The organism is Leptospira noguchii serovar Panama str. CZ214, from assembly GCF_000306255.2.
GTDB classification, from domain to species: Bacteria; Spirochaetota; Leptospiria; order Leptospirales; family Leptospiraceae; genus Leptospira; species Leptospira noguchii.
Window position 1 is genome coordinate 237,582 of record NZ_AKWY02000004.1, and the last position, 18,828, is coordinate 256,409.

Consider the following 18,828-nt stretch of genomic DNA (forward strand, 5'->3'; position numbering starts at 1 on the left):
GCAATGTGGCGAATGGTAATCATCTAACAAACCTTAGAATTACTCACAAGCATTTTTCCCAAGGCTAAATCCCAATTTAATATCAGTTAGTCGAGAAAACCCTCTCCAAATAACCGGAGGGAAATCAGAAAATCGAGTTAGATAGTCGTCAAGTCTTGCAATTTTAGTAATATAGTTCGTGAGCATTTTATTTTGTTCATGATCGTAACTCTTATCTTTTATGAGTTCGTCCAATACCTGAGGTTTTTGCATTTTGAATTAAAGAATTGAATTGTTGAAAATTAATTTTCCATCAGTTTCTGCTTCATGGAAACGGTCAATTGAAGCAGTTTTTTGATTTGAACTATGAAATTTTTCAACAACTCTATTTTAGTTTCTTGTGTTCTTTAAAGAAATCGATTCCGTTTAATAACCAAGGAAACTTACTCTCTTCCAGTCTCTTCTGTCAAAGGCAAAAGCCGCTTTTGTCCTAGTAGGGCATTTTCAGTTTATCTTTCTTGGAATTGCAGAAGAGAAAGACACTCTCCAAATACGGATCTTTTTTCATCTTTTCTTCTACGATTACAGAGAGCGTATTGATTGATTTCCTTAAATCTGTCGCCCCAGACTTTTCTGCTTCCGGGATTTAACTCCATCGTCCTAAACTAAATTGTACATTTACTTGGAACGAAACCTTCCCCGACAATTCTATTTTTAAGGTCAAAATTTCTGATTCATCAATGACTGACCACTTGTCGAAGAATCGAGTATTTCAACGAATCGTTCTTCTCCGTATTCTTAAAACCCTTTCCCAATGATACCGAAACATTGTGTATTTGAGGCCTCTTTCTTGACAATACTGAAGTTGTGAAAGTCCGCTCTTTGAAAAATCATCAAACTCTTGGTGCTTATCTATATTGATTTTTTTATCAAAGATAGTTTATCAAATTTAGACGATTACTTTTGAATCATCTTGAGGTGCAGTTGAATACGAATCTCGTCGAGAACGATATTCGTCCTTTTGTGATCGGTCGCAAAAACTGGCTCTTCTCCGGTTGTGTCCAGAAGGGTGCAACTGCGAGTACCAGTTTCTATTCTTTAATGCAAAAAACTCAGGATCGATCCTCAATTTGAGGAATATTTCTTGTGAAGATCTTCCGTAAGTAGTAAGCATGTATTTCATTAGCTTACAAATGATATAAAAAATATCTCAAAACCTTTATAAAATTTTAAAGAAACCGATGGTCTTGGGACAAATTCTTAGTTAAACGAAAAACCATATTCTAATGACGGTTTTCCAATCCGTCATCCGCTTTTTATAGAATTAATAAATCGACATCCCGTAAGTTTCTCCCACCGGCGGAATAGCAAATCCCGGTCTTGCAATATTCGTCGCAGCCGCAGCAGGTAAGTTTGTGATTAAACCTGCTGCTGAGGAGTGAAATACATACACCCCATTTCCAACATTACCTCCGATAAAAAGGTCTGTAAATCCGTCCCCATTGGGATCACCGAAACTCAATCCCCCGTAAAGACTTATCCCTAAACCGACAACTCCAGTAACACTCGTAGTTGCATCTACAATTTTAGTACGTGCCCCTGGAACTGCAACTGGAGAAATATATACGTAAACCGTAGAGAAAGCAGCACCTTGTTGTTCAGCGGTAGCAACAATGTCCGCCCTTCCATCTCCATTCAAATCACAAACTGCAATAGAAGTTCCCAAAAGATCATTATTTACAGTTCCATTGATAAAAGAGACATTACCAAGAGTATTATCCACAACTCCAATGGCACCACTTGAAGTAAATATGCGTACAGAACCCCAAAATGAAACATTTCCGTTTAAATCTAATTGAGGTGCTCCTCCTATTACATCAGAGAACCCGTCACCATTTACATCGCCTACAGCTACAACTCTTCCAAATACAGCAATATTTGCCCCTAAATTAGAATTATTTGTAAGAGTGTTTAGAGCTGCTGCATTTAATACAGTCGCTGCTGCTCCATAATAAACATAGATCCTTCCTCTACCGCCGTTGAACATAGGCGCGCCCACCGCAATATCGGCAAAATTATCACCATTCATATTGCCTATAGCTATCGAATACCCAAAAAATTCGCCTGCACCTGACCCTATTCGACTAGTAGCAGCTCCAGCTGTGGTAGTCGCCGTAATTCCGTTTGTTCCAGCAGAAATAAAAACGTAAATGGTTCCATTCGCTGTATTTGGAGCACCTGCAACAAGATCTGAATATCCATCTCCATTCAAATCTCCAGTGGTTATACTCGATCCGAATCTTCCTCCTGCAACAGTTCCGCTAATTTGAGAAGAAGCAAACCCACTAAACGATTGGTTGATTCCCGAACTTCCTGAAGAATGAAATATATAAGTACGACCTAAATTTCCATTCCAAGTCGGAGAACCTATAATTACATCCGAGTAACCATCTCCATTGACATCACCTAGAGAAACTACCCTACCAAACTCATCTGCTGCAGATCCGACAATAGTGCGGTTAGCCTGGCTAGCGTTTGTAGCAGTAATCCCGGCGTTTCCAGAAGAATGAAATACATACACTAGTCCCTGTCCATATTCGGAAGTAACCAAATCGGTATATCCATCCCCGTTAATATCTTTGTTAGTTCCTTTACTCACAGTAATCGCAGCTAACGTAGTAACGTTGTTAGAAGTGTCCGTAGCTCTTACCCGAATTGTATGTTGAGAGTTTTGTCTCCAAGTAGTAGCTCCCGTTGGTAAAGGATATTTCCAGGAAGTAGTTCCGATTACGCCTGTACCTGTAAAACCTCCACCATCGATGGAAATTTCAATACTAGCAATCCCACGTGCATCTGCCGCAGTTCCGATTACAAACCCAGATTCTACTACACTATTGGTTCTTAAGTTTTGAATTGCAACGGTAGGTGGTGTAACATCTGCCGCTAATCCAGTTGAAAAATTCCAAGCCAAGTTAGGGTTAGGAAGAATCGTATTTCCTTGCAGATCTTTTACGGTCGTTACGGTAACTGTATAATTGGTACCAGCGTTCAACGGAGTTGCTACAGTAGGGGTAAAAGTTGCGGATGCTCCGGAACAATTTGCAGTTACAGCAATTCCATTATTAACCGTAAGATTTAAGGTAGAACAATCAATCGTTTCATTAAAGGAAACCGTAATATTCGAATTTGTAGGTATTCCAGTTGCTCCAGGCAAAGGACTAACTAAAGAAATTTGAGGAGGAGTTACATCCGGTGCCGCTCCTGTTGTAAAGCTCCAGCTATAAGCTCCGATTAAGTTACCCGATGCGTCCGTTGCAGTATTGGCAATTTTTACCGTATAAGTCGTGTTAAATGCCAACGGATTTAAAGGATCGGGAGCAAAGGTAGCCGTATTTCCATTGCAGTTGATATTTAGAGGTACAGTAGTGGCTGGAGTACTAATATCATCATCCATACTAATACTTCCTAAAACCGTTCCACAATTCATCGTTTCATCAAAGGCAATACTTCCACCAGAATTGATAGGCAATCCTGTAGATCCATTTGCAGGAGTTACAAAAGCTACGGTCGGCGCGGTTGAATCCGGTCCAGGCCCAGTTCTAAACTCCCAAGAAGCTGGAATTGCTGCATTGTTAGAACTGTCCAAAGCTGCATTGGTGATTTCCACAACATAATCAGTGTTAAACGCAAGTAGATTATTAACTGGATTCGGCGTCCAGGTTGCAGAAGTTCCAAAACAACTTACATTACCATTCAAATAAGTACCTGTAGCTTTTTGTTTTAATTTAAAAGAGTTTGTAGTTACAGTACCACACGCCATTGGTTCACTAAAAACTACAGTGGGATTAATATTCACACCTATTCCGGTAGCGAACGCAGCAGGAACTGCAAACGTAACGTTAGGTTGTGTAAAATCTGGCGCAACTCCCGTAGTAAAAGTCCAACTGCGTGCTGTAATTGGATTGGAAGATAAATCGGTAATTCCGGCAGTAAGAGTCGCTCTATAAGTTGTATTAAATGCCAAACCCACAGCCATCACTGGAGCAATAGAAGCAGTCGCCCCGGAACAGTTCAGAACAACTCCAATATTTCCAGGAACCAACGGATCATCTAAAGTAAAATTTCCGGGAACCGAACCACAATGAATCGGTTCGTCAAAAGCTACACTTATAGAAGAATTCACCGATATACCATTTTCACCTGAGCTTGGGTACGCAAATGCAAGCGTAGGAGGAGTGTTATCTGGACCGGCTCCCGTAGTAAAAGTCCAATTTTGTGGACCTGGGAGCGGATTATTGGCCAGATCTTTCATCGAAGCAGAAACTTCAACACGATAGGTTGTATTTGGTGTCAAAGGGTTATTTGGACTTAAGGTGGCACTGGAACCCAAACAATTTACAGTAGAAAACTCTACTGCATTTGTAGCATTATTTTTGAGCATGAGGGTTACATCATCAACAGTAGTACAGTCCATTGTCTCCGTGAAAGCCACTTGAACAGACGTCGTGTTTGAAATAAGAGCAGCACCAGCCGCGGGTGTTCTTAAAGATAAAGCAGGAGCCACTGCATCCACTATAGTTGCTGTGGTAAAATTCCAAGTAAGATCTTCTTTCAAAGAAATTCCTTCTGCAGATTTAATTTCTTTGGAAATTGTTACACTGTAAGTTGTTGAAGCAGATAAGGCAGAACTAGGAATGAGAACCGCAGTATTTTTATCTAAACGTAAGGTCGCCAAGATAGGATCTCCGCCTTTTTTAAGAAAAAAAGTAGAAGAAGTTACGCTCGAAGAATCAAAAGAACTACTAAAAGTCGCTTGGATAGAAGTATTTAAAGGAATATCAGATACACCTGAACCTGGAGTGATTTGTGCAATCGCAAAGGAATTTCCTCCTTTAGTGCTTAAATCTAAATAAGCAAAGAAAGGTAGGGAATTTTTACTTCCGTTAATACAATTAATTCCCCAGATGAAAAAAAGAACCAATAGAATGGTTTTTATAATTCTCTGCATATTGAGCCTCCAACATACTTCGGGCTCTCTATTTATTGCGCCGAACATGTATCGGTAGAATATCATAAACAATCAGTCTTTATCTCTTTGAGTTATAACATGAACGATAAACTTTGGAACCCAAAGTATCTAACCATTTGGGGTTAATGATTCTACCAAGCCAACTAATGTGAACACTTTATTATAAAAAAATGATATTAGGTACATTGGTTTAATTTCATTTAAAAACTTTTTTTCCATTTTTCAAAAAGAAAAAGAAAAAGAATTTAACTTATTTTATAACTTGAAAATACAAAATTAAGTCACTAAAAGGAATAGCTTAAATATAAAGCAAATTGAGTAATCGTACAGAAAATTGCTTATGTTAGACGAATTCATCAGTAAAACAGATTATTTGAATCTATTTGATTGTTTTATTAGAATTTTTTAATTTTGATTACTGATTTTCATAAAATTGGGTAACCAAATCTTTACTACAGAACAAAATATCAGTTACTCTGCTATTTCAGTTCTAAGTAAAATCGCAAAATAGTGATTTCACATAAAATTAAATCGTTATTTTTTTTAGGTTCCTAAAATCTATTTTTCTCCCAAAAAATAAAAGTGCGTAAAGTAAATCTCTCCGTTTTCGCTTTTAAAAATACTATGGCTCAGTAGAAAGAAAAGAATATTCTGAATTCATGTCCAAACAAAGAATTCATATCAAATTTATGATATTCTGCCACACGCAGAACTTGATTTATAACTTTATAAAATTCTTATTAAATTAACTTGAATTCGGCGTAAGAAAATGAGAAAGGGTTTTCCAAAAATGTGAGTTTCTACAATTTTAGAATTTGTTCGTAAAATCGCGATTTGCAGTTACCACAAATTAAGTCACATTACAAATTTTTAAACATTTACTTTTTATATGAGTTCCCACATTGCAGAAATTAATCCATAAAGTTCATTTTCAGAAAAATGAATTCCTTACGTTGAACTCACGTTAAATTAGGAATATTACTTCATCCAGTAAATCTTTTGATTTCTAAAAGAATAAAAATAGAGAAGTTCACGCATTCGGTTTTATTTTTTATATAAACTTTATATGAGTCCCACAAATTTGGATCAACGGAAGAATTCTTGTTGAATCACAGGATGACCTTTTAACAATTCCAAGGCTTTTTGAATCAATTTTTTACCGATTTCAGTTTGATTCCATACATTAAGTCCGGAAGGATGCGGCAATGGAATCCAGTCTAAGTGAACTCCATAAAATTCTCGGGAAAAACTCTTACCGATCACGTCTTCGAGTTTATATTTTCTGAATTCAAATAACTGATCAATTGCAAGTTTACCAATCGGAATCAAAAGTTCCGGTTTATGAAAACGAACTTCAAATTCTAGAAATTCGGAACAATTCTTTACTTCTTCCGAATCCGGCTTACGATCCCCACTTTTTGCTTTGCCTGGAAAACATCTACAAACAGCAGACATATTTACCTTACTTCGAAAATTTTCCTCTTCGATTTCAATTTTTTTGAACCAACCAAAAAGAGTTTTTCCGGCGGTATAGGCAAAAGGTCTACCAAACCTTTCTTCGTGAATTCCAGGAGCTTGACCTAAACTAATAATTTTTGAAGAAGGGACACAACCATGCACGGGATTTCCTTGCATATTAGAACATTTTCTACAACTTAAAAGACGCTCTATATGATTTGAATATTCTAATTTTCTATTTTTCATTCTACAGAAAAATCTAATTTAAAAGAATCTTAATCGACTCCGCCAAAGAATCCACGACCCGAATAGTGGACTTTAATTTTGTAAGTTCTAAAATCTTTTTTACGTGAGAAGAAGGAGAAAATATTGCCATTCCACCTTTTCCTTTTTCCACAAACTTTGTATGTGTATTTACAAAAACGGCCAGCCCGGAAGAATCAATATATCTAGTTTTTTCCATATTCACAAAAATGAATATAAATCCTCGATCAATTAAATCAAAAAATTTTTCCTTAAGCGCGTATGCAGAGTAAAGATTAATTTCTCCGCTGATTTTTAAGATCACGGCGTTTTTTGGAAAATTTTCGGGAAGATCTTCTTTCTGTAGGGCGACGTCCAATTCGTTAATTGAAAAATCAACTTCTTTGGCGTCGAGGTTAAGCGAATCTTCTGATCCCATACATTTCCCCAGTTCTTAAATTTCCCTGACCCCGTCGGAGATTTTAAACGAATACAATGTTGGTTCGTTTTGAAATTTATCAAAGTAACGGGCTTTTATTTTTTCAAACAAAATATTTTTTCTACCTACTTTGTCCAGTACCAAAACACAACCTCCAAAACCACCTCCGATCATTCTTGCACCTAAAACTTCTTCCATTCTAAGTTCATGAACTATAAAATCAGTTTGTTCACAAGAAACTTCGTAATCTTTAGAAAGCGAAAAATGACATTCAAAAAGTATATCACCTAATTCTTGTGCATTGCCATTTTTTAAATTCTCGATCGCTTTAGAAGTTCTCAATCTTTCTCCAATCACGTGTTTTGCTCGTTTTTTTTCGACTTCACTCAAACCAAAAGAAACATTCTCTAAATCTTTCAGTTCAGCCTGATAAAGTGTATTTATGGACGATTTATGTTTCTTGATTTTTTGAAACGCGGTTTCGACTTCTTTTCTGCGTTCATTGTAAGCGCTATCTTTTAGAGAATGTTTTACTTTTGAATCAATCAGATAAAATTCGTAACCTTCTAAGTCCATATTATGAAAATCGTATTCTAAACTTTCCGTATCAAGAGCAATACAGTATCCTTCCCTCGCGGTAGAAATAATAAACTGATCCATAATACCGCAGTTAACTCCTACAAAGCGGTTCTCTGCTCTTTGACTTAACAATGCAATTTCTTCTTTGGATAAGTTCCAATTATGAATTTCAGAAAGTGCGAATGCGACCACAACTTCAAAAGCGGCAGAAGAAGACAATCCAGCGCCTTGAGGAATATTTCCCCAAACGACTAAATCAAAAAAATCGGAAATGAAATCTAGTTTTCTAAATTCATCTACTATTCCGTAAACGTAATTTACCCAAGTATGTTTGGAATCATAGACGATAGATTCTACTTCAATTTTTTCTTTGGAAGAAACAGAGTAAATTCTGAACTTTCGAATTTGATTTTTACGGATTGCAATTCGAATTGAAAAATCAATCGCCGCTGGCAGCACAATCCCCCCTGCATAATCCACGTGTTCGCCTATGATATTGATTCTTCCTGGAGCGGTAAAAAATCGAATCTTCTCTTCGTTAGATGGAAATTCTCTTTTTAAATTTTCTGCCAAGTCTTCCGGATTCATCATTTACTCTTTAGATTTGGAAAGTCTTGAAACATTGTCGGAAGCTTTGATTCTAGTCAATCTTTCTCTGTGTTGTTGTTATTCAATTTTTATAGTTTGATATACGGAATATTCCGATTTTCTGAAATTGTATAAACTCCCACACTTTTTTATTGAGATTTTAAAAATGGTTTTTAAAGATCATTCCAAAATTTTAATAGACATCACTTACAAATTCGCCGTAGCTCCCACAAATTACATCCATTGAACTATAAACTATTTCAAAAATATCTTAGAGTAATTAGAATCGGCATTTAAGCAAAAACAAAATATTTTTGAGATAGTCTATAACCAATTTTCAAATAGTTTTCGTTATTCAATTTCTATAGTTTGGTATACGGAATATTCCGATTTACTCAATTGTAGAAATTCCCAAGTTCTTTTTTACAAAAAATTTTTGCCATTGGGAAAAATCCAGTCCCATCTAACAACTTCGATGAAGTTGTTAGATGGGACTGGGACGATATTGAATCCTTTTGAGAGTTACGACTAGGATGTATGAAAATAGTACTAAGAATTAACAATCACTTTTGCAAAAATACAGAAGTTCTCAAAAAATTGTATCTAATCCGAAATTGTTGGTTTTCTTGTAAGAGATCCCACACTTTAAATTCAAGAAGCGAAACGTTTTATGAAATGCCCCATTTTTAGTGCTAGTGTAATGTGTTAAAAATCCCCTTAAACAGAACGTCTTAATGTTTCTCTAGAGTCAATCCCCAGAGAAAATTATGCGATCTATCTCTGAATTTTCTTTCAAGACGAAAGATTCTTATTTCTCAATAAACTCATAAATTGGATTTTTCTTGCCGATCGATTTCATTTTTTAAAACTGTTCAAGCGTTCTTTTTTTATGATTCGACTAGAAACCAGATTCGCTTCTTCTTTTATACAATCTCCTAAACTCGAACCTTTTTTAGAGAAAGCGGAATCAGCCCGACTTACGCTTCATTCTTTTCAAGGGAAAGGGAGCGAATATTTAGGATGGTTGTATCTCCCCAAAGAATTGGAAGATTCAGAAATTGAAAGAATAACTCAAGTCGCCGAACGTTTAAGAAATTCTTCCGAAGTAATTGTAGTGATAGGAATTGGAGGTTCTTATTTAGGATCGCGCGCCGTATTAGAAGCCACACTTCCATTTTTCAAAAAACCTTCCACCGGAAACCCGGAAATTATTTTTGCAGGACATCATCTAGAATCCAGATATTTTTCTGAACTGATAGAATATCTCGAAGATAAAAACTTTTCGATCAACGTCATCTCTAAATCAGGGACAACCACGGAACCCGCCATCGCGTTTCGTCTTCTTTGGGAACTTCTCCGTAAAAAATACGGCAATTCCGCATCTTCCAGAGTGGTCGCTACTACAGATTCGTCCAAAGGAGTTCTAAAAAAATTTGCGGATTCGGAAAAACTCGACACATTTACAATTCCGGATAACGTGGGTGGAAGATATTCGGTCTTAACCCCGGTAGGTTTATTTCCTCTCGCAGCCGCCGGGATTTCGATCAGTAAGTTTATATTAGGGTTTCAAAATATTCTAAATGATCTTCATTCGATTACCGATCCCACCCGTAACCCTGCTACTTATTATTCCGCATTAAGAAATTATTTTTTATCCGAAGGAAGATATGTAGAGGTATTAGCAAATTTTAATCCTTCTCTTCGATATGTTTCAGAATGGTGGAAACAATTATTTGGTGAAAGCGAAGGTAAAGAAAATAAAGGAATTTTTCCGGCTTCTATGGACTTTACCACAGATCTACATTCTCTAGGACAATACATCCAAGAAGGAAAACGAATTTTATTCGAAACGGTCCTAAGCCCTTCCGAAGTTTGTTCAAATCTAACCTTAAAACCAACTCAAGACAATTTAGATTCTTTGAATTTTCTTTCGGAAAATACACTCGGATACGTAAACGAACAAGCACGATTAGGAACCCTACTTGCCCACGCGGATGGCGGAGTGCCTTGTTTAGAACTTGTATTTCCAGACATATCTCCCCAATCTCTGGGAGAATTAATGTATTTTTTTGAATATTCTTGTGCAATTTCAGGTTACTCCTTAGGAGTAAACCCATTTGATCAACCCGGAGTCGAAGCGTATAAAAAGAATATGTTCGCTCTTTTGAATAAACCAGGTTTTGAAAAAGAAGGGGAAACGCTTCGTAAAAGAATTTTAGGAAACTAAAAACCTATCTAAATCTTTAATAGTTTTCTACATTCCCGGTTTGATAGAATTTTTTAAAGAGTAGCACTCAATAACAAGAATATAAGATTATAGTAAAATTTCATTTTACTGCTTGACATCTTTTTAAAATCAAGAACTGGATGAAACTATGAAGAGATACGGAAACAAAATCGGCGCCTGCGTTTTGGCGTTTTTGTTTGTATCCATTTCGTTTCCCTCTTCTAGCAATCTTCCTGGGAAGTTGCATCCCCATAAACAAACTATAGACGGGGTTGAATCCGAATACAAAGAGCCGGTTCAATTAGAAGAGGAATTCGAATTCCTACTTAGTTTCCACTCTTTGACTCATAAAAATACCCTATTCGTATTCAAAAGCAAAGTTACTTCCCTTCAGGATAGGTTCCAATTCCATTTCTGTAACATCCAAACTCTCAATCTGCTGAATTTGCCTCCCCCTTCTCTCATATAACAAAACTTTAATCTTTTTAGTTTTATACTTTACGGGGGAAATATGTCTTATTGTCCGCTTTTAGTTGTGTTTGTTATGCTCAACGCTGCTCTTTTAAGTATAAGCCCTTCTTTTTATTTGGGTTGAATTCTTGTCTTACTGTTTGCAACTTACGGATCTCCAAATTTTGCCAATCCCTATTCTTTGGGCATTCCACTCTTAGAGTCGGGATTGGCATATTTTTTACCATATTCAACTTTTATCTTACTACTTGGAATTGTTAGCTTTTTTATGGGAGATCCTACATTTTAAATTTTGGGAAGGTAGTAAAACGGAAATTTATTTCAAAATGTATGTCCTTGGACAGGATTCGTAATAAGATCTTTGCTTTTTAAGATTTTATATTTAACGTAAATTCGACGTAAAAAAATCTGGACGAATAAAAAACGAATGTTGCTCTTTGAATTGCAGCATAATAATTGATTTCGCACTAGTTATACCGAACTCATGTTATATTAACGTAAACTCAACCATGATTCATTTTTCTTAAAAAAGCTGAGACCAAGCTTTACAGATCAATTCCTAAAATGTGGGAACTACCTCAAATCACGATTTTGCGAACAAATTCTAAAAAGTATGAATTCATACTTTTAAAAAATTCTTCTCATTTTATTTTCCCCACAAATTCATGTTAAATATCATCGATTGCTAAAATTCTCATATTCCTTCTTTTTCCAAATTAAACTAAAAATGGGTTTTCTTTCTAGAGAACTCAGATAGTTTTTCCCGAAAATTTTCCACTAAAGTAAAAATGGACCAAGAATTTAAAAGATGGACCCGTCTTCTTAGGGCAATCGAAACGGGAACAAAAATCGAACTTGATGGATATATACTCAACGATTCCTTTAGATCAAATTTAGAAAAATTCGTAAAACTCTGTTTAGAAAACTATAATAAAAACGATTTAGCCCCAGTGGTTTATCCTGTAATTCAGGAAATGCTTCTACGAGCAACCATCTCTAACCTGAGAGAATATTTTTGCCAGGAAAACGGAATCGATTTTTTCGATCAAAATTTATTCGATTCTAGTGAAGAACAATTTAGAATATTTTTAAATACTTTAGATCATAGAGCGGTAAGAAATTCTTTAAAGTCAAATGGTTTATTCCTGAAAGTGATCATTCGTCACAACCATACCGGTTTGGCCGCAGAAGTATTCAATAATTCTAAACCGATTCCATTTATAGAAGAACGTCTGAGAAAATATCTTGCTTCGGCAATGGAATATAAAAACTTAATGGATTATTATAATTCTTATCCGGAAGATAAAGAAGGCAGAAATCTTGGGCTTGCGTTTTCAATTTTGATACTTCGTAAAACCGGATTAAAACCGGAATTACTTAGATTCAGTTCCGGAGAAGACATCCATGTTTCCAGACTGGAAATTCCGTTCGGAGAAGAATATAAAAGTATTCGTAAACAGACCCGAAACGTTTCTCTTTTTACAAACGAAAACCAAGAACCGAAACTTCCTTGGAAAACAAGTCGCTGCAGTTATTGCGGTAGAACCGTAGATGATCGTATTTTTTTCTCAAAAATTCCGGAGGATATTCCAGTTAAAGAAATTCCAGAACCCGTTCGATCTGGAAACGGAATTTGCGCCTGGTGTTTTTCTTCTTATTTAACGTGAGTTTGGCATAAGAAAACCGGGGCGAACCGGCTTGCCACAGGCAGCCGGCCAGGCTCTCAACTCTGGTCAATAAATTGCATACAGGAAACATAATACAACAATCGTCTTTAGATTCAATTTATTGACTCTAAAACGCGACCCTGCAGAGCGACCCTTAGGGAGCGATGCATTGAGTTCAGGAGAGCGTTTTGCTTTAGTTCATTCATCGATCCCTTTCGCGTTACGCCCTGCTCACGTTAATTATGATTTGGAAGTCTGCAAAGCTCCAAAAATTCTTTCCAACTAGAACCTAGACGTTCGGAAAAGTCTCTATCCTTTAGAGAAAGATAATATTCTTTTTCGCCCAAATCGAACGCATCTCCCGGAAAAAATTCTCCGCCTAACTTTTGTTTAACGGAAAGTTCTTGAAAGATTTGAGAAAGATCAAAGAAAGTTTCTGGTAAAATTTTATCCAAAATATCACTATTCAACACAGAAATTCCTACGTAGAACAAGTTTCCTTTTCCAAAAAGAATTTTTCCATTTTTCAATTCAAATCCGGTATAACTCGCCATTCTTGGCTGAGGCAATAAATACAAAAGACAATCTTCTTCTAAAAGAGTGTTTGGCATTTGAAAAAAATGTTCCGGAAAATAAAGAAAATCAGGATTGATAATTCCGATTGTTTCTCCCATCCATCCCGCCCTTTCCAATCCAGTTCTAATTCCTCCCGCCGTTCCCAGAATTTCTTTTTTTTCCTCAGAGAAAACCAACGGAAAAAGTGAAAACGTTTCTAGTTCTTTACGAATCTTCTCTCCGAGATAATGAATATTGATTATCACAACTTCCGCATTCTGTTTCCAAGCTTGAAACAAAGAATAATAGATAAGGGGAATTCCGTTTATGGTAAGTAACGGTTTAGGAATATTTTTAGTAAGTTCCTTCATCCGCGTTCCAAAACCGGCTGCGGGGATAAAAAATTTCAAATAGATACCTTCCCGACCCCTTTCATAAAGTTAGAATTGGATAAGAGTTCTTCTTTTAATAAATGAAAAAATACGTAAAGTTGATCCGGAAACAAACCCACTTGAACAATTTCTAAAAGATTATCAAGCGCATTCAAAACACTTTCCTTATACTTATCCATCTTTTTGTCGGCTATCAAATAAAAATAAGAACCGAGGGCCTTGTAAGAACGTTGAAGACATTGGATATAATAACATTCTTTGGATTTCGGAAAATTTTGTTCACTAAGCTTTAGAAAAACCTGATATAGTCCTTGTCTCATCCCAAATGGTATCGGTCTGTATGCGTCGTAAAGAATACTGGCAAGATCATAAAAGGGAGTTCCCATTCTCGCGTCCTGAAAATCTATCATACAAATTTGATTTTCCGAATTGATCAGTAGGTTCCTTCCGTGAAAATCCCTATGACAAAAAACTTTCACCGGGTATTCCGCAAGAAAAGCTGAACATTCTTCGATAAAAATTTTAGTCTCGCTTCTTAGTTGAGTTTTAAGTTGAAATTCTTTTTTGAATTTTAGATAATTAGAATATGTAAAATCACTTTCGAAATCGAGTTTTTCTAAATCGAAATCTCTAGAACTAACGGGAGGAATTGGATTTGTCTTCTGTAATTTGACAAGTATTTCTATCGATTTTATGAGCCAATCTCTATATTCTAAATCGTCCTCAATCAAAGTCAGATCCTTTTCTCCTCCATCGGTCATCAGAATTAAAAAATGGATCAGATCTTTTTTAAGAATTTCAGGAACTAAAAATTGTTCATGGTTTAAAAAATCTGCGATCTCTACAAAGTCGTGTTGAAAACGAACGTCCTTACAAAGGATTAAGGTTCTGTCCGGATAAACGACACGAAAATACTTTCGATCAGAGGCTTCGGAAACGATCGGAATAATCTCTTGAGGAAGTTTTCCGGAAAACTCCAAAAATTTCAACTCTGGATCAGTGAGAGAAATTGAAACGTTCATAGAGTTATACCTTGTTCGGAAAAATTAAACGGAATTCGGTTCCTAGATTTGGCTCCGATTCGATTTCGATTTTAATTTTGTGTTGATCCGCAATTTCCTTGGCTACAAACATTCCTAATCCAGTTCCTTTCCCAATTCCTTTCGTAGTAAAATACGGTTGATAAATTTTTTGAATCACTTCTTCGTCCATTCCAATTCCATCGTCCAAGACAGATACAACAGGATGATAATTTTTAATATATACAGAAATTTGAATATTCCCCTGATTGCCGGTTGCGTCCGCAGAATTTAAAACTATGTTGGAAAGTAAAAGAGAAAGTTGATCCTGGTTCGATTCCACAATCACTGGTATCGGTTCCGGTTTAAAATGAATTTTACAATTTTTAAGTCTGGAAGTTTTCTGAAAAACATCAATTACACTTTCCACACATTCGTTTAAATCGATCGGCTCCGAAGGTCTTTTGAAATTTTCGCCTGGTTTACCCAACTGTAAAAGGTTGTTTGTGAGAGTCTTCAATTTGACCAATTGGCTCCAAGTAATCTGAATCGCTTTTTGACGGATCGGATCCGTTGCATCCGGAAGTTTTGCGATTTCTATATGACCTTGAATCGCTGTCAAAGAATTGTTGATTTCATGTCCTATACTCGAAGCGAGAATCGAAAGAAACGCTCTACGTTCCGCGTCTATGAGTTTTTCAGAAATCAAAAGTTTGCTCGTTATATCCCTTGCAATTCCGGTATAATAAGTTTGACCTTCAATGTCGTAATAACATATCGAAATTTCATAAGCTCTTACTTCTCCGTTTTTACTTTTCAGATCTGCTCGGCTGATCCTTGAAATTTGTCTTTTATTTTTCCTTTTTAAGAGCCTATTTAATCTCTCCATATAAAGTGTTTCTTTTCCGATGGGTATCAGAACTTCGAAATGTTTTCCTACAATTTCTTCTTCGGCGTATCCAAAAGCGTACAACGCTGCTTGGTTTAAACCTGAAAATTTCAATTCTCGATCCAAAGTAATTACACAATCGCTAGTAGCGTTTAGTATATTATAATTTTGCAAATATAAATCCTTAGCTCGTTGTGCAAGTTTGGTATTTTCCGTTTCCGATTTAATTAAATTTTCTGCACGTTTGTCCCTGGTTTCTTTTTCTATTTTAGCTCTTTCTAATATTTCTAAAATGTTTCTACGGCGGATTGGTTTAGATATATAATCGAATGCACGGTTACGGACAGCTTCTTCGGCGGAGTTAAGATCTGGGTTTCCGGTCATTAAAATGACCGGAATGTTTTCGTTGATCTTACGGATTTCTTTGGCTACTTCGATTCCACTTTTGCCGTTCATTACAATATCCGAAATAACAACGTCCACTTTTTGGTTTCGGATGATTTCGAGAGCAGAATCGGAATCCTTTGCAGATAATACTTGATAACCTTCTTTGGAAATGACTCTTTCCAAAACGGTACGAATTTCGAATTCATCGTCGATTACGAGTACCGATGTAAACTTTGATTCCATAAACTTTTACGCTAAACTCTATTTTACCAAAAAAACGTTTTTATATAGGAAGGCGAATCAAAACCCTAGTTCCATTTCCAATGGAAGACTCCAAAGAGATGGTTCCATTGTGTTCGGAAATGATTCTTTGGGAAATCGAAAGCCCCAAACCAGTTCCCTGTTTTCCTCTTCGAGTAGTATAAAGAGGAAGAAACGCTTTTTCTAAAACTTCTTTTGTCATTCCCGGACCGTTATCCGAAATTGTAAAAAGAATCGAGTCTCGATTCAAATGAAATTCTTTCTGAACCGTAATCGAAATATTGGGTAAAGAAGGTTTTATTTCCATTTCGGAAATCGCGTTGATTGCATTTACCAAACAATTAATTAGAACCTGCTCGATTTCTTGCCAAGCGGCTCGAATTTTAGGAAGATCCGGGCTTGCGATTCGTTTTAATTCGATCCCGTTTTTTTTGCAGGAAACTTCAATCAACTCGCAGGCTCTGAGAAGAATGTAATAAGGAGACACAAGCTCTTTTTCTCTTGCTACGGTTCTTCCTAAATCCAATAAAGACTTAATAAGATCTCGGATTCGAACACTCGCTGCTTCAATTCTTTTATAAATTTTTAATCTTTCCGCAGGATCGGACTCTTCGGTTTCTATTAGCTCTTCTAAATAAAGTAAACTCGCCTGAAGAGGATTGTTTACTTCGTGCGCAATCCCCGCGGCAAGTTCTCCGATGGAAGCAAATCTTGCTGTCTCGTAAAGTTGTTTGTCCAGAAGTTTGGTTTGAGTGACATCTGAAAAGATCAACATCGCCGCCTCCCCTCCGTTTTCCCTATATTTTTTTAAAGGAAGAATTTTGATCGAAAAGAAATTTTCCTGCTCTCTAAAAAAAGGAATCGGAAGATCTAAAAACACCGCTCTTCTGGAATCAAGACAATTTTTAACACCAATTTTCAGTTCCTCCCCTACCTTTTGGGAAAAGAGTGAAAAGAAATTTTCGCCGGGAACTACATTCAACATTTGGAATAAAAGAAATTTGAGAATCGGAGCCACCTCTAAAACGATTCCTTCCGGTGTGAGAATTACAATTCCGTTGTTCATGGCAGAGAATAAATTTCTCAGTTTGATTTCGGAAGAACGGATTAACTCCTCGTTTTTCTTTTGTTCCGTAATATCTAAAAGTAACAAAATGGTTCCGATAGGATTTCCATATTCGTCCCTGATTCTAGAAGAGGCAAGGAGCATCGGTACTTCCATATCCGGGAAAATTTTCATTTTGATTTCGGTTCTAAATTCCTCTTTGGAAAGTCTATCCAAAACAACCGGACTCAAATGTAGGAATTCGCCAATTTGAAGATCGATAAAATCTTCTTTATAAACTCCTAATATTCTTTCTAGGCTTCTGTTTCCGTATGTGATATAACCCTCGTCGTCGGTGGAAATAAGAGGAACTTCTATAGAATTGAGAAGTGCTCCTTGAAACTGTAATTTTTTGGAGTTTTCGATCCGAGTACGTTCCGTTTTAGCATTTTGCAATGAACTATGTATGTCAGAAAGAATTTCCTCGTATAAAAAATTTTCACCGGAATCAAATGCCATTTCCTCTAAGGATAAAATTTCGATTCCTCCTAAAAGGTTTTCCTTTTCCCGGATTCCGATAGAAAGACTCCTTCTAAATTTGTGATCCGTAAAAATCGATTCCCATTCCGGATACTCTCCCTTACCAAACTCGTGAATAATAAAATTATCTTTTGTATCTATCAAATTCCTCATTGGAAATGGAGCATTAGAAGAAATGAATGAATGAATTTTATGTTTTAGTTCTGGATTCATACCCTTTTGTCCCAGAACCTGCAACTCTCCGTCTCCCTCCTTGAAAAAAAAAGCCCAGACTAAAAAGTAATGTGGATTTTCTTTAAGAGTATCGCAAAGTTTTTGAAAGATAGAACTTTCCGAAGTCAAATATCTTAGATTTTGTCTTAAAAGCCTTAAGGTTCTTAAGATACTTTGCATATAATAAAGTCTGAGTTCTGTTTGTTGAATTTCAGACTGATCGGTGAAATAAAATAACAGCAATCCTCTTCCTTCAAAGTGAGTACTATTTACCGTAAAATTTACAAATTTGTCTTCTCCACTTTTATGTTTGAGTTGCCAATAAACTCTTAAAGGTTCGTTATGTTTGATCGTTAGAGTTTCTTTAGGATGTGTCGAGCTAGATAAAATGAAGTCGAGTGGTTTTCCTTGAAGCTCTTCTGAGGAATAACCTAAGATATTTTCAAGAGCAGGATTTAAATAAAGAATGGTTTCCGTCTCTGTATCTAAGGCGAGAATTCCTTCCTGAGTAGGATGGAAAAAAGAATAAAACACGGAAAGTAATGAATCTGGCATCCTGATTTCCAGTATAACCTGAAGTGAGTCTCGACTTACATTCGATTCTTTGCAAGAACTAATTCCAGAAAACACACTAAATCAAAAGTCTATTGATGAATAATTTTCCGTGATAGATTTAGATTCTTCATATAAGGATTTTTTAGGTCGATTCGTTGAAAATCCTAAATTCCATCATATAGAATGTTAAAATTGTACAATTTTAATTTAGAATCTGACCAAAACTTACAGTGTTCTTTCACAGAGGAACTGATTTTGACATTCCTATTTAGCACCAATCAAAAGTGTGAAA

The 18,828-nt window shown here is 36.1% G+C and carries 13 protein-coding genes and 2 pseudogenes; 4 read left to right on the top strand and 11 right to left on the bottom strand.

All coding sequences use genetic code 11. From position 1 onward, the window contains the following. Window positions 1-469: 469 nt before the first annotated feature. Both LEP1GSC059_RS24795 and tnpA read right to left on the bottom strand, forming a co-directional pair. Window positions 470-547, bottom strand: a complete 78-nt coding sequence (locus LEP1GSC059_RS24795; RefSeq protein WP_420323969.1) for a hypothetical protein — start codon at window positions 545-547, stop codon at window positions 470-472. Window positions 548-751: 204 nt separating this feature from the next. Continuing rightward, a complete protein-coding gene (gene tnpA / locus LEP1GSC059_RS24800; RefSeq protein ID WP_420323970.1) occupies window positions 752-916 on the bottom strand; it encodes an IS66 family insertion sequence element accessory protein TnpA in 165 nt (54 codons plus the stop codon). A gap of 32 nt (window positions 917-948) precedes the next feature. On the opposite strand from tnpA, the pseudogene LEP1GSC059_RS22730 reads away from it, so the two are divergent. Continuing rightward, window positions 949-1,086: pseudogene (locus LEP1GSC059_RS22730) on the top strand (IS66 family transposase); the annotation flags it as partial. A 217-nt stretch (window positions 1,087-1,303) separates the two neighbouring features. Here LEP1GSC059_RS22730 and LEP1GSC059_RS02635 read toward each other — a convergent pair. The 4 genes from LEP1GSC059_RS02635 to galK form a co-directional block, all read right to left on the bottom strand. Beyond that, entirely contained in the window at window positions 1,304-4,987 is a 3,684-nt protein-coding gene (locus tag LEP1GSC059_RS02635; protein ID WP_020980184.1) for an Ig-like domain-containing protein, read from the bottom strand. A 1,107-nt stretch (window positions 4,988-6,094) separates the two neighbouring features. After that, window positions 6,095-6,643, bottom strand: coding sequence for a uracil-DNA glycosylase family protein (locus tag LEP1GSC059_RS02640; RefSeq protein WP_017215266.1), 549 nt, complete (start codon window positions 6,641-6,643; stop codon window positions 6,095-6,097). A gap of 82 nt (window positions 6,644-6,725) precedes the next feature. Further along, window positions 6,726-7,148: an STAS domain-containing protein gene (locus LEP1GSC059_RS02645; protein WP_002154546.1), complete on the bottom strand. Its 423-nt coding sequence runs from the start codon at window positions 7,146-7,148 to the stop codon at window positions 6,726-6,728. Between the two features lie 15 nt (window positions 7,149-7,163). Then, on the bottom strand, window positions 7,164-8,315 hold the full coding sequence (gene galK / locus LEP1GSC059_RS02650) for a galactokinase (RefSeq protein ID WP_020980270.1): 1,152 nt from the start codon (window positions 8,313-8,315) through the stop codon (window positions 7,164-7,166). Window positions 8,316-9,204: 889 nt separating this feature from the next. On the opposite strand from galK, the gene LEP1GSC059_RS02655 reads away from it, so the two are divergent. From LEP1GSC059_RS02655 to LEP1GSC059_RS02665, 3 genes are all read left to right on the top strand, one after another. Then, complete coding sequence (locus LEP1GSC059_RS02655; protein WP_002177604.1) at window positions 9,205-10,542, top strand: glucose-6-phosphate isomerase; 1,338 nt, start codon at window positions 9,205-9,207, stop codon at window positions 10,540-10,542. 148 nt (window positions 10,543-10,690) lie between these two features. Further along, the gene (locus LEP1GSC059_RS02660; RefSeq protein WP_002154550.1) at window positions 10,691-11,011 is read left to right on the top strand and encodes a hypothetical protein; all 321 of its coding nucleotides are present in this window, start codon (window positions 10,691-10,693) and stop codon (window positions 11,009-11,011) included. A 790-nt stretch (window positions 11,012-11,801) separates the two neighbouring features. Next, window positions 11,802-12,680 carry a hypothetical protein gene (locus LEP1GSC059_RS02665; RefSeq protein WP_002177613.1) on the top strand — a complete coding sequence of 293 codons (879 nt, stop codon included), beginning with the start codon at window positions 11,802-11,804 and terminating at the stop codon, window positions 12,678-12,680. 236 nt (window positions 12,681-12,916) lie between these two features. On the opposite strand, the gene LEP1GSC059_RS02670 is transcribed toward LEP1GSC059_RS02665, so the two are convergent. The 5 genes and pseudogenes from LEP1GSC059_RS02670 to LEP1GSC059_RS24805 form a co-directional block, all read right to left on the bottom strand. Then, the gene (locus tag LEP1GSC059_RS02670) at window positions 12,917-13,645 is read right to left on the bottom strand and encodes a sugar phosphate nucleotidyltransferase (protein WP_017215264.1); all 729 of its coding nucleotides are present in this window, start codon (window positions 13,643-13,645) and stop codon (window positions 12,917-12,919) included. Continuing rightward, window positions 13,642-14,649, bottom strand: a complete 1,008-nt coding sequence (locus LEP1GSC059_RS02675; RefSeq protein WP_017215263.1) for an aminoglycoside phosphotransferase family protein — start codon at window positions 14,647-14,649, stop codon at window positions 13,642-13,644. The genes LEP1GSC059_RS02670 and LEP1GSC059_RS02675 overlap by 4 nt, the downstream gene beginning before the upstream one ends. Window positions 14,650-14,653: 4 nt before the next feature. Continuing rightward, the gene (locus LEP1GSC059_RS02680) at window positions 14,654-16,165 is read right to left on the bottom strand and encodes a hybrid sensor histidine kinase/response regulator (RefSeq protein WP_017215262.1); all 1,512 of its coding nucleotides are present in this window, start codon (window positions 16,163-16,165) and stop codon (window positions 14,654-14,656) included. A 40-nt stretch (window positions 16,166-16,205) separates the two neighbouring features. After that, window positions 16,206-18,536: an ATP-binding protein gene (locus tag LEP1GSC059_RS02685; RefSeq protein ID WP_020980202.1), complete on the bottom strand. Its 2,331-nt coding sequence runs from the start codon at window positions 18,534-18,536 to the stop codon at window positions 16,206-16,208. A 35-nt stretch (window positions 18,537-18,571) separates the two neighbouring features. Further along, window positions 18,572-18,778 (bottom strand): annotated as a pseudogene (locus tag LEP1GSC059_RS24805) (hypothetical protein). Window positions 18,779-18,828 lie beyond the last annotated feature (50 nt).